This is a genomic window from Desulfosarcina alkanivorans, assembly GCF_009688945.1.
GTDB lineage: Bacteria > Desulfobacterota > Desulfobacteria > Desulfobacterales > Desulfosarcinaceae > Desulfosarcina > Desulfosarcina alkanivorans.
Genome location: NZ_AP021874.1, coordinates 6,709,125 through 6,721,945, shown reverse-complemented (window position 1 = coordinate 6,721,945; position 12,821 = coordinate 6,709,125). Strand labels below are relative to the sequence as shown.

General features: G+C 59.0%; 10 protein-coding genes. 6 read left to right on the top strand and 4 right to left on the bottom strand.

Annotated elements, in window-relative coordinates; genetic code table 11:
- The first annotated feature begins 231 nt into the window (after positions 1 to 231).
- From DSCA_RS29170 to DSCA_RS29145, 6 genes are all read left to right on the top strand, one after another.
- Positions 232 to 1,050 carry a transporter substrate-binding domain-containing protein gene (locus DSCA_RS29170; RefSeq protein WP_155319792.1) on the top strand — a complete coding sequence of 273 codons (819 nt, stop codon included), beginning with the start codon at positions 232 to 234 and terminating at the stop codon, positions 1,048 to 1,050.
- Positions 1,051 to 1,076: 26 nt separating this feature from the next.
- Positions 1,077 to 1,559 (top strand): hypothetical protein, encoded by a 483-nt coding sequence (locus DSCA_RS29165; RefSeq protein WP_155319791.1) that lies wholly within the window; start codon positions 1,077 to 1,079, stop codon positions 1,557 to 1,559.
- A 47-nt stretch (positions 1,560 to 1,606) separates the two neighbouring features.
- The gene (locus DSCA_RS29160; RefSeq protein ID WP_155319790.1) at positions 1,607 to 3,295 is read left to right on the top strand and encodes a DUF6909 family protein; all 1,689 of its coding nucleotides are present in this window, start codon (positions 1,607 to 1,609) and stop codon (positions 3,293 to 3,295) included.
- 160 nt (positions 3,296 to 3,455) lie between these two features.
- Positions 3,456 to 4,121: a potassium channel family protein gene (locus tag DSCA_RS29155; RefSeq protein ID WP_155319789.1), complete on the top strand. Its 666-nt coding sequence runs from the start codon at positions 3,456 to 3,458 to the stop codon at positions 4,119 to 4,121.
- A complete protein-coding gene (locus tag DSCA_RS29150) occupies positions 4,122 to 7,484 on the top strand; it encodes an AsmA family protein (RefSeq protein WP_155319788.1) in 3,363 nt (1,120 codons plus the stop codon).
- A 12-nt stretch (positions 7,485 to 7,496) separates the two neighbouring features.
- The gene (locus DSCA_RS29145) at positions 7,497 to 8,897 is read left to right on the top strand and encodes a S8 family peptidase (RefSeq protein ID WP_155319787.1); all 1,401 of its coding nucleotides are present in this window, start codon (positions 7,497 to 7,499) and stop codon (positions 8,895 to 8,897) included.
- A gap of 167 nt (positions 8,898 to 9,064) precedes the next feature.
- Here DSCA_RS29145 and rsgA read toward each other — a convergent pair whose 3' ends face one another.
- The 4 genes from rsgA to DSCA_RS29125 all read right to left on the bottom strand — a co-directional run bounded on the left by rsgA (position 9,065) and on the right by DSCA_RS29125 (position 12,795).
- The gene (rsgA, locus tag DSCA_RS29140; RefSeq protein WP_231716313.1) at positions 9,065 to 9,973 is read right to left on the bottom strand and encodes a ribosome small subunit-dependent GTPase A; all 909 of its coding nucleotides are present in this window, start codon (positions 9,971 to 9,973) and stop codon (positions 9,065 to 9,067) included.
- Between the two features lie 686 nt (positions 9,974 to 10,659).
- Complete coding sequence (locus tag DSCA_RS29135; protein WP_155319785.1) at positions 10,660 to 11,172, bottom strand: methylated-DNA--[protein]-cysteine S-methyltransferase; 513 nt, start codon at positions 11,170 to 11,172, stop codon at positions 10,660 to 10,662.
- Positions 11,173 to 11,315: 143 nt separating this feature from the next.
- Positions 11,316 to 11,504, bottom strand: a complete 189-nt coding sequence (locus DSCA_RS29130; protein ID WP_155319784.1) for a ferredoxin — start codon at positions 11,502 to 11,504, stop codon at positions 11,316 to 11,318.
- A gap of 295 nt (positions 11,505 to 11,799) precedes the next feature.
- Positions 11,800 to 12,795, bottom strand: coding sequence for a hypothetical protein (locus DSCA_RS29125; RefSeq protein WP_155319783.1), 996 nt, complete (start codon positions 12,793 to 12,795; stop codon positions 11,800 to 11,802).
- Positions 12,796 to 12,821 lie beyond the last annotated feature (26 nt).

Genomic DNA, 12,821 nt, shown 5'->3' with positions numbered 1-12,821 from the left:
GGTGTTTGGAGAACACCTTGAAAGTATGGATCGAGCCTGACGACGGCGCAAGTCGTCGCATTCCAGAAGATTTCCCAAGAAGTGCGGGATAACGGCAGCCTGTTCCCGGAAATGAGGCCACCCCGTTGACCGCACCTGGACGCGGGATGGCATACAGCACGGATACCGGACGTCTTACGCTGCCGTCTTCATTTAAAACAACAACTACACACTGAGAAGGGGAGGAAAAAAATGAAACAGTTCAAACGGGGTCTGATGCTGCTGCTTGTTTTGGTTTTCGCCACCGCGTGCGCCCATACCGACCCGGGCGGCATGACATCGTCGGGCCTGGACGGGATTGCCCAAAGCGGTGTTCTGCGCGTGGGCACGGCAGCCAATATGCCGCCGCTGAACATGCTGGACAAATCCGGTGTCCCCATGGGGCTGGATGTGGACCTGGCCGGTTACATGGCCGCTGCCATGGGCGTGGAACTCAGCCTGGTGGTGAAACCCTTTTCCGAATTGCTGCCGGCACTGGAAGCCGGGGAGGTGGACATGGTCATTTCCGGAATGACCATCACACCCGAACGGAACATGAAAGTGGCGTTTGCCGGTCCGTATCATATTTCAGGCAAGGCCCTGCTGACCAAGTTCAAATCCCTGGTCACCTCGGAGGATACATCGAAGCTCAACTCGGAAGCGTTTGCCTACACCGCCCTGGAAAGTTCAACCTCCGCCACCCTGGTGGAGACCATGATGCCCAGAGCCCGCCTGGTTACGGCCAAAGATTACGAAGCCGCCGTCGACATGGTTCTCTCCAACAAGGTGGACGCACTGGTTGCCGATTACCACGTCTGTGTCCTGTCGCTGTTGAAGCACCCCGACGAAGGGCTGGTTTCACTGATTACCCCGTTTACCTATGAACCGCTGGGAATCGCGCTGCCGGCGGGAAATGCCCAGATGATGAACTGGGTCAGCAACTTTCTCAATACCATGAGGGAATCGGACGAACTGATCAAACTGAAAATCAAGTGGATTGAAGATCCGTCCTGGCTGTCGGATCTCAACTAGGGGGCAAGGCGGATAAACCGTGACGGGTGGCCGCCGCGCCTTTGGGCGGGCATCCGTCCACCGCCATGCGCGGCGGGCGGCTCTTTCCACACCCCAAAAAAAATTCACTTAAATCCATCTTCATCAAAAACAGAGAAACCGCCTTTGCCCAGCCCATCACCTGGCGCACCGGCGAGGCCTTCATCCGCCGGAAAAGCGACGGCGCCAGAGCCATTCGGGCCTTTTCCGACCAGCACGAGGCCTTGCAGGCCCTGACGGCCGGACGAATAGATGAATTCGTCTGGCCGGATAAGCCCGGGATCCATCCGGCACCGGGGGCTGCGGGTACCGGCGTGAAGTCAAGGCGATTTGCAGTCCACACCTCCCCCTGCCGCCAAAGGCGCAGAGGCACCTGCCGTTGGGTCCATCGTCACGATCATCAACCGCGGGCCATCAGTACCGTCGACCGCGGGATGGAGATCCTTTCCAACCGCTTTGCGCCTATCCAGCCCATCCAAGATATGTTATAAAATCCTGAAGATCGGTCCCATGGGAAGTCAATTGAGGAGGTGCGAATGTGAGGGAATTCACCAAAGCCCAGAAAGCCCGCCATGCCATACGCGAATTCAAGACCCTGACCGACGCGATGGCCATACGGGGATTCTACCGCCCCTGCGGAAAAATGGGGCGGGCAATGGAACACTGCCTGCAGAACCTGAGCCCTGAAATTTACGGCAGCATGAACGACGCCAGAATCGTGGAACTCAAGGGTCTCGAATACGTCGTGGACCGGCTGCCCAAAGGCATCGAAGAGTGCAACCGCATCATCCTTACCGAGGAAGACCCTTTTAAAAACGACACCCTGCAACCGACCATTCCGTTGAAGCGCCGGCGCACCTGCTACCGGGTGGGGCCCAACGAAATGTGTTTCGTCATCACCCGGGGCCTGAGCGAGATATATGACATTCTCACCCATATGACGTTCCTCTTCGTTGAGGCCCGCAAGATCAACAGCCGAATGACCGATGATTCCGGCAGCCTGACCATTGAATGGACCGAACTGGAAAAAACCGTTCACCGCCGGGAACCGCTCTCGGATGCCGACCTGGATCAGGCCCTGTGGAGCCTGAGCATCATTTTAGGTCGACCCTACCGGGAAACCCGGGACACGTTCCACTATCTTGAGACCAATAAAAAACAGCACGGCAGCAACAACGGACTGTTTCACCTGATCCACCGGCTGGGCCAGCGTATCGATGCCGAACAAAAAAACAGGAACGATGCCATCATCATCTACCTGACCCCATCACTCATGAGGATCATCGGGCAGCAGGAGTATGAAAAAAAATGGGCCTCGGATATCAAACAGCAACTGATTCAGAAAAACCTGCACCGGCGACCGATTCACATTGTCAGTGCCAATCTTCACAGCCTCCTGAATGTGATTTACGGTTTTCCGGCATTGCACAGGGCCGGCCATCCAGCCAGCGGCAGCCTGTACGATTTTTTCCATCACCTGCGCCAGCACCAGGACGAAATCGAAAATTTCGCCGCAGCCCATGGTTTTCTGGCGCTGCCGGACCGGTCCGGCGCACACATTGACTGCCAGATCATCGATACCGGCAAACTGAATGGGCTGGCGTTGCACCCCGAGTTGGATATCGCCATCCCCGAATCAGAAGAGAACGCGCCCGTCATCCTGGTGGTCGATTATGCATTTGGGGCACAAGCGTTTGAAATAATGGAAAATTTACTGGAGTCATATGACAATGGCGGCACCACCGTTGCGTTTGACTTCAGTTCCATCTCCATTATGGGCAAGGCGGGCATCCTGCCCGGTGACAAGGGGGACGTCATGCTGGCCACGGCCCATGTTTTCGAAGGCACCTCCGACAACTACCGGGTGAACAACGATCTTTCGCCGTCGGATTTTCCTGACACCGAAAAAGTGTTCGTGGGCCCCATGGTCACCGTACTGGGCACCTCCCTTCAGAACCGCGATATGCTGGAAAAATTCCAGTCGGACTGGCGGACGATCGGGCTGGAAATGGAAGGCGGCCATTTTCAGCGGGCCATCAGCGCGGCCATCATCAAGGGCAACGCCCGGGAAGATATGCCGGTGCGCTATGCCTACTACGCATCGGACAACCCGATCAAAACAGGAAGCACCCTGGCGGCCGGCGCCATGGGCAAAGAGGGGGTCAAGCCCACGTACCTGATCACCAAGGTCATTCTCGAAAAAATTCTGGTTAAACCGGCCGGCTGAGGGGAAGATGGTTTCAGAAAAAAGCCGCCGTCCAGACCCTTTGAGCGGCCTGAAGACGTTTGTGTTACCACTCGGAACGTCCGGAATGAAAGCACCAGCGCAGTGTGACCGTTGGCCTGCCACCGGCCCATGAAAACGGACAACGGGGAAGCCCAGCCCGATGAAACTGAATAGCCTGACACGCAACAACGTTATCCTGCTGGCCTGCCTGCTTGCCCTGCTCTTTCTTTTTCCCCTTTTCAGGGAGCGGGATTCGCTGGTGCGGGACCTGATCCTCACGGCTGTTCTTTTCTCCGGTATCTTCTCGCTGGATTTTTCCGCCAGAACACTGAAAATCCTTCTGCCGCTGGGGACGGCAACGGCAGCCACGACGTGGATCAACCACTTCGTCGAGAACGACCTGGCCTACCTGATCGATTTCATCAGCACCTTTCTTTTCCTGGTGGCCATCGTCGTGCTGATGATCCGCCATATCGCGCGCAGCCGGCACGTGACCCCCACCATCATCCTCAGCGCCATCAACGGCTACCTGCTGCTCGGGGTATTGGGAGGTGTGCTGCTGGGCATTTCAGATGCGGTGCATCGCCACCTGCTGCTACCGGAAAGCCGATCCATCATTTTCCCCGGAGAGAGCGTTCCCCAGTTTAACGATTTCATCTATTTCAGTTTTGTGACCCTGTCCACCCTCGGCTACGGAGACGTGACGCCGGCCTCCCATCTGTCCCGTTCCATTGCGATATTGATCGCCATCACCGGCCAGTTGTACATGACCATCCTCATCGCGATGCTGATCGGCAAATTTCTGGCCCGATCCGAAGGAAAATAAATGCGCCGCACCCGAAAACTATTCATGGTCAGTGTCCTTTGCGCCGGCATCGCCATGGCCCTGCTGCTGATCACGGTCCTGACCACCCGCCTGCTGGCCAATCGCGAACAGGTGAAATCCTTGATCGTCAGCAAAACGGCCCAGGCAACCGGCGGCACACTGGATTACGACCGTCTGAACGTCAGCCTTTTTCCCCTTCCCCACCTGCGGGCCCGCAATGTTCACCTGCACCGGCCGCAAACGTTTGATGTTGCGGCACGGGAACTGTCGGTGTATCCCCGCTTCCTGCCGATCCTGAAAGGCCGGGTCAGCATCCGACAGATTGTGCTGGTTTCCCCCGACCTCATGATACCTGTGGGTTCAGGACCGGCCAGACCCGCAGTTTCACCGGCATCTGAAGAACACCGTTCCCTTCAAGGCAGGCCCGGTAAGGCCATCGACGTTTTTTTTGGCGCCCTGAAGGCCATCGATCCACAGACGGACCTGCGGATTGAAGATGGCGCGGTGACCCTGTGGTTCACCGATGCCCCGGATCTTCGCATCGGCGGCATCGATGCCCGGGTCGAAAATGAGGACGACGGCCTGTCCCTGACCCTGGACGGCCGATCCGACCTTACCGGACGCCTGACCTTCAGCGCCAGCGTCGACATTGACGCCATGCAGGCCCGCGGGCAGGCCACCCTGAGCGGCATGAACCTTCGGCCGCTCTTGTTCTACGGCGCCCTTCCCGGCGGCATCACGGCCGAAGACACCCGCGCAGCGGCCACGGCCACCTTCGCCGTCGACGGCCCCGAAACGGTAAACGGGCGCTTTGACCTGCGTTTCCCGTCCCTCACGGTGAAGCGCAACGGCCGCACGCTTGACCTGGAAGGGGTTGCCGTCAGCGGGTCGATGGCCTATGCCGGCCAACGCCTGTCGGTTGCCGTCGACACCCTTCGGTCGGCGAAACCGGCATTGGAACTCACCGGCGCCGCCAGTATCCGACCCCGGTCTGCTCCCGGCGGGTCGGTGGTAGAGGTCCGTGCCGCCATGGACAAACTGGATATCGCCAGCGCCGGTGCACTTACCCGTGCCGTTGCCGGCGATCTGGCCGCGATCCGGACCGCATTTTCCGTGGCCAGGGCGGGGCAGCTGACCGATGTGGCCTTTTTTGCAGGATTTGAAACCGGCAGCAACGGGCTGCAACTGACCGGGATGAAGGCCTCGGGCCACCTGGCACAGGGTCTGGTGACCATTCCGGGAATCGAGACCGACCTGGAACGCATGGATGGCGATGTCCTTTACGAAGACAACCATGTGGCATTCAAGAATGTCAGCGGATATATCCGGGGAGCCACCTTCAAGGGGTTGGATGCCGCCATCGATTGGGAAAAGGAATCGACTCTGGCGATATCGACCCGTTCGGTGGCTGTCGATACAGGGCCCATGTACGACTGGCTCACCGGCTTTATAGGACTGGATAAGTTCAAAGACAATGTGGAAACGCTATCCGGGACCGCACGGATCCACGAACTGGATATCAATGGTCCCCTCACCGAGCCTGAGAAATGGATCTTCAGAATAGCCGGGGCCCCGGAGACGCTCCTGGCAACCAGCCCCCTGGTGCCGTTTGAGGTCAAGCTCTCAGGGGGTGAAATCATCTACACACCCGGGAAAGAGCAGGCAAAAGGGGTCAGAATTGATTTCCTGGACGGATTCATCGTTGCCTCCTACCAGGCCAAAGGCATCATCGTCGAAGAATCCTCCGTATGGCGCATCGACGGATCCATGGGTCAGGCGGCCATTGACTGGGCCGGCACGGTTTTGCCCATCCCCAGTCACCTGCAGATCAAACCCCCCGTTGAACTCTACGACGTCAAGGTCGAATTCAACACGACCGATACCTTTTCTTTCACCGGCGGGTTAAAAACCGGCGGCGGTGTTGACGTCCGCGCGGATTTCACCGTCGCCCCGCAGGACTGGCAGTTTCGACGGATTCAGTTCGCCGATGGCAGTTCCCGGGCCACCGTCTCTGTCCGTAAAAACACCCATGGGATAGCAATCGGTTTTTCCGGCAACGTGGAGAAAAACACCGCCGACCGTCTCCTCGCAGACAACCGGGTCTTGTCGGGGCGCTTGGAAGGAGAATTTCAAACGGAGATCAATCGCCGTCAACCGCTGAATTCTTCATTTTCCGGAACACTGGCGGGCCGGGGCGTGCACATCATCCGTCTTTTCCCCGAGCCCTTCGACTTGAATCACTTTTCCATCGACGGGCGGGACGGGGTACTGAAAATCGGATCTTCGGAGGTATCCCTGTGCAACAGCCTGATGGTTGTCGACGGTGTACTGGAACGCAGCGACGGCGACCTGATAGTTGACCTGAACGTCGACGCCGACCGCCTTGACGAGCAACTGATCCGGGCCCTCCGGCCCATCGGCAGCGGCAACGCGGACGGCGCAGGCAAGCCGGCGGTGCCGTCGACAACGGCTCCGCGGGGGGCGGTTCACATCCAGGCTGCCAACGTCACCTATGGCGGGATGACCTGGTCACCGGTGCAGGCAAGCGTCCGCCTGGACGGCGACAACACGCGGATTCAAATTGACCAGGCCGATCTGTGCGGGATCTCAACCACCGGGATGGTGGAAATTTCACCCCGGGGCGTCGGCCTGCGCATCACGCCCACGGCAACGGATGCCTCTCTTCAGCAGACCGTCGACTGCCTCTGGCACCGTCCGATTCAAGCAAGTTCCAGATATGACCTTTCCGGTGAAATCCACCTGCCCCCGACAAAGGAAGATCCGGCCGCGTTCCTGTCCGGCCAGATGGAATTTTCATCGCTAAACGGAAGGATCGAGTCCGACTACGTACTGATGAAAATCTTTTCCGTTCTCAATATCACCGAAGTGTTTACCGGCGGGAAATCCGACCTCGCGGAAAAAGGATACGGGTACACCAAAGCCTATGCATCGGCCGAAATCGGGGAGGGCAAATTGACGTTCAATGAAATCCTGCTGGACGGGAACTCGCTGAAGATTACCGGCCAGGGCAACATCGACCTGGGGACCAACACCGTTGACATCATCCTGCTGGCCGCGCCCCTGAAAACCATCGATCGGATCGTCAACAAGATTCCCATCATCGGCTATATCATGGGCGGCTCACTGATTTCCGTGCCGCTGGGGGTTAAAGGGAAGATGGGCGACCTGTCCGTCGTGCCCTTGCCACCGTCAGCCGTCGGCAAAGGCCTTCTCGGCATCATGGAGCGGACGTTGAAAGCACCGTTTAAACTGGTGGAAAGCGCAGCGGAGTTCGTATCGGAAGAATCCGCCGCAAGCCAGGCGGCGCCGGCCCCCCCAACAGAGCAGGCCCCCGGACAATAGAGGTTACATGCGATGAAATGGTTCAAAACGGCAATGGTCATCCTCATGGTCATCCCGGCCCCTGTCACGTCCCCGGCCATCGCGGCCGGTCCGGTCGTTCATCTCCAGGATGACCGTCTCACGCTGGACGTGAAGGATCAGCCGCTGGCCACCATTCTGGACATGTTGTCCGACCGGGGAATCCGCATCCGTATCGACCCCCGGATCAACCCGACGGTGACGGCATCCTTTACCGACCGGCCCATCGGCGCCGCGATCACCGGGATCCTGAAATCCGTCGACTACGCCCTCATCTGGAGAAAGGATAAGGCCTCGACGGCGGGCGAACCCCGGCTCTGGGAAATCCGTATTTTCTACAAGGGCCAGGAAGCACGCATCCGGCCGTTGAAAAAAACGGCGAACCTGGCCGTTTTCAAGAATCCTGACGGCACCTACCACGTCAGGGATGTTCTGCTGGTCCGCCTGAATCCCAACGCGACGAAAGCCGTCATGGCCGCCCTTCTGGACCGGCTGGGCGCATCGATCATCGACAGTTATCCGCCGCTGGGAATTGTCCGGCTGCGTCTGCCGCATGGCAGTGACGTGCCCGCCATCGCCGGTGCCATCGCCGATTTTCCAGGCATCCGCGGCGCCGAACCGGACTATGCCTATCCGCTGGAAGGCGGCGGCCCCGCAACCGGAGCGGCCGTATCGCCTTCCGTCCCGCCGGCCTCCTCCCCGTCGGCAGCCGATGCCGCCGTGGCGGTGATGGACAGCGGGTTGTCGGTTGACTTTGCGGGCAGCCCTTTCGTCCGGGCCGCCTATGATGCCCTCTCGCCGGGGGGCGACGTCGGTGATGAATTGGGCCACGGCACCCAGATGACCCTCATCGCTTCAGGAGCCATCAATCCCCTGGGCACAGCGGTGGACGACGCCCCAGGCAGTCCGGTAATTCCCATTCGCACATTTGACGACAACGGGTTTACGTCCACTTACACCCTGATGCGCGGCATCGACCACGCCATTGAAAACGGCGCCCGGGTGCTGAGCCTGAGCTGGGGGTCCGAGACCTCCAGTTCCCTGCTGGAAACGGCCACGCGCTATGCCGCCGAAAAGGGGCTGATTATCGTCGCCGCAGCGGGCAACGCCCCCACGGGCAACCCGGTCTACCCGGCTGCCTACGAGCATGTGATCGGTGTGGGGGCCCTGACCCCCGACGGAAAGGCATGGGACCAGTCCAACTATGGTGATTTCGTGTCCGTGTCCGCCCCGGGCCTGGCCGATCTGCCGGTGGGCTACAACGGCGACCCGGGCATTTACGCCGGCACATCGATTGCCACCGCCTACACCGCCCGCCGCGTGGCCGCCATTTTGACCCGCAACCCCGATGCCGATGGCGCAACCATCATGAAAATACTGGCAGAAGAGAAATAAGCCGCTGCGGCGCAATCCAGACGGTCGACGCTGGCATTGGCCGGGAAAAGCCCCCTCCCCCGGACAGCCGCTCAATCATGACCCTGCGCGAAGCGTTTCCCGTTTCACTGCCGGCAGGTCGTTCAGTGCCGCATGTACTCACGGTTTTCGCCCTGCGGGGCGGGCGTTCACCGGTTGCGCCTTTCTTTTTTGAGCGCCTTTATTTTCAGCGATACCGCCTTCCACTGTTCCTTTTCCACCCGGTCGGCACGCTTTTGCTGCCGGAGCGAGAGATAGGCCAGTTCACGTTTCATCTTGTGATAGCTGTCCAGTCTGTCTTGCAGGATCTCACCGGCAGCGATCGCCTGGAGGACCCGACAGCCGGGTTCGTGCATATGCCGGCAATTGGAAAAACGGCATGCCCCGGCCAGGTTTTCGATCTCCGGGAAGGCGGCACGGACCCCGCCGTCGTCATTCCAGAAAGCGATTTCACGCAGGCCGGGATTATCGATCAGCATTCCTCCCTGGGGCATCATAATCAGATCTCTGGCGGTCGTTGTGTGCGTCCCTTTTCCGATACGCAAACTGACAGAACCCGTTGCCTGTATGGCTTTCCCGTAGAGTCGGTTCACCAGCGTGGATTTGCCGGCACCTGAAGACCCCACCATGGCCGCCGTCTGCCCCGGTGACAGATATCCGTCCAGCGGAAGCAACCCCTTACCATCCAGCCCGGATACCACGTGTATCGAAACCCCGAAAGCAACCGTTTCAAGTTCACTGACGAAAGGCATTGGATCCCGGTGAAGATCCGCTTTGGTCAGGAGGATGACTGGATTCAGGCCGCAGTTGTATACCAGCGTCAGGTAGCGTTCGATGCGGCGCAGGTTAAAATCCCGGTCCAGACCGCAAACGACAAACACGGTATCGAGGTTGGCGGCAATGACCTGCTCTCTTTTGGGCAGCGCATCCGGTTTCCCATGTGTGCCCGAAGCGCCGCGGCAGAGCGCATTTGTTCGGTTCAGCACCTTAACGATCACGGAGTCGGCCGCAAGGACCCAATCCCCCGTAACCGGATACCGTCCATGGGGGGGGTGCATGAGCCTTCCGGCCAGGACGGCGCGCCATTCTTCTTCTCCGTTGCTGATACGAAAGGAATTTTTGCTTACCCCGACCACTCTGGCCGGAAGAAAATCATCGCTGCAGCAACCTTGCAGCTGAGCCTGAAAATAGGAATTCCACCCCATCCGCGAAAGATGTAGGCTGTTGTCTTTTTCACCTGTCCCGCATGTGCGTTTCCTGGTGCCCATTGTTCGCCTCCGTTTTTTCTTTCCATCATTCAGGCCGGTATCGGCTGACGCAGGACACTGAGGACTTGACCCGCAGCCAATCGGCACATTCAACAGCTTGTGGATGTGTTAAAGGGATGAAGCGTTGCTGACTGAGGGGGCAGGTGTAGCGACGGCAGTTCAGGCAGGAATCTGCTGGGCAACAGAACGGAAAAACAGATCTGTCTTTAACACGGAATCGTTTGCTTTCCGTATTGCAGGGTTATGCGCAATCGACCACCGGCGGGGGTGTCCCCTTGTCGGCAACGATTGACACAATATCCGTTGATTTTCGAAACATAAAAACCTTTTTCACCTGATTGTGAGATTGCGGCATTACTATTTCGCACAGCAGGGCGCTGTCAAGATTTTTCTCATCCGACCGCCTTTCGGATTAGGATCGGGATCAACGCATTTCACCGGAGAGACCTTTTTCCAGGAATGCTTCCAATGATTTTCTACCCGGCGGCGGATTCAGATTCCAAGGCCAGCATTCGTTTCTTCAGCGGCTCCCCGCCGCCGAAACCACCGGGAGATCCATCGCTTCTGATCACCCGGTGACAGGGAATAAAAACCGGGTACCGGTTGTTGGCCATGGTGGTGCCCACGAACCGGGCGGCACGGGGGAAGCCGGCCATGCGGGCCACCTGGCCGTATGAGGCGGTTTCGCCATAGGGGATGGTGGCCACGGTGCGGTATACGGCCTGCTGGGAAGGGGTGAAACGGGAGAAGTCCATCACCGGCCAGGGAATATCGATCGGTTCACCGTCGAAATAACGGATCAGGCTCGCCGCGATGGACGCAACCGCCGGATGGTGAGCGTCGATCTGCCAGCAGAGCGAATCGAAAGGCTGGCAGAGCGAATCGATGTCGGCCTGGGGCAGTTTGACCTCCAAAAGCCTGAACGGCTCGACGGAAAAAGCCAGGGCAGCGTGACCAAAGGCGGTTTCGACAATCCGATAGCGGTTCATGGGCTCCCTTTCACAATCCGGCGGGATCGTGCCCGGAAATCAGAAAGCGGACGACTGACGTCGGAAGGCGGTAGGCATGGAAAACAAAAAACCCCCGGCAGAAGCATCCGACGGGGGTAAACCAACTTTAATTCCGCAGAGAATTAGGTTTCTTCGACGGTGATGGCGCTCTCTTCGCACACTTCCACGCAGCTTTCGCAGCCGAGGCACTCTTCCGCGTTGACCGGAACGGATTTTTCATCCTGCATTTCGAACACTTCCACGGGGCAAACATCGACGCATTCTTCACAGCCAACGCATTTTGCTTCATCAACGGTCGGGATAAAAGCCATTTTACAAGCCTCCTTTCAATAGGTTCAATTCGTGTTGATCCAATTACCAACATCTTTTTTGCTTTTATGGAAAAGGGCTTATACCAAATAATAGACCCAGTCAAGCGTTGAAACCGTTTTTTTCGGCGCCCAGGCCGACAGCCCGCAAATCCCCGTCAAATGGGCTTTTATAACCTTCCCGTGGCAGGCCACCGAGGGCCGCCACAGGGTGGGTCATGGGTTTTGTTATTTTCTTTGGCGGGCCGCCACAGGGCTTGGGGACAGCAACCCCGCACCCGCGTCACCAGCCCCGGCATCAACGTTCCACCAGCAGAAACAGGGTGTGGCGGATCGGTCCCGGGGTGCCATCCTCCCGGGGTGAAGCGGCGGCGGCAGGGGCCATCCGGCCCAGGACGGCCGCCGGCGAATGATTCCCGGCGCCGAATAGGGTGACGGTGACGGCCGGTTCGGAAGGCAAATCGGCGGCCGGGGCTGAAATGGGCGTTAAATCAGCGGGTGACAGGGTGGCCTGGGTGGCCAGGTCAGCCAGCAGCCGGCCCATTACCGATGGTGCATCGGCAGGCGGAACGGAAAGTCGCGCATCACCCAGCCGTTGGAGATCGAGGGTTTCGCCATGGATGTCCATCAGGGTCTCCATTACCGACCTGCTGGTGGTAACCAGCAGGTCGGGCAGCACGCTGTCGGCCACGGCAAGACTGGACCAGGCGCGAATGCGCTGCCCGGTCAGCTTGGCTCCGGGATCCTCACGCCAGAGCGTCCCAGCGTATGCCTTGCGGTTGAATGCCGCATCGTCGGCATCCTTCATGGCATCCAGAAAATCCTTCTCCAGTGCGTCGACCCGGCTGAGGTCCTGATCGAGGTGGTCGGCGGCAGAGTCGTTCTCCTGGGCCACGGCCAGGAACAGCCGGGCGCTGAACCCCGCCTCCGATGCGTCCGCCAGGGGATCCGCAGAATGATACCGCTGGATGTCGCTGCGAATCCGGTTGATGGTGGTTTCATCGAAAAAAGGAATCTGCCCCTGACGGGCGCCGAAATAACCGGCACCCGGGGTCGACGCTCCCGGGTTCTGCCGGGCCCAGTCCGTGAATTCCGCCAGGGCGGCGCGCACCCGGTCATCATCGTCGACGATCGGTGTCCGGATATCGACGACCCCCCGGGATGCGAGGACGCTCAGGCCGTCGGAAATGCCTTTCGGGGACGGCTGATATACGACAATGGGCCCCACCAGGCCGGCCAGCAGGCGGGCCGTGGACTCCGACAGGTAGGTAAAAGGCATGTATGCTGGGGTCATTGGGATCTCCCTAAATTTTCTTTGTC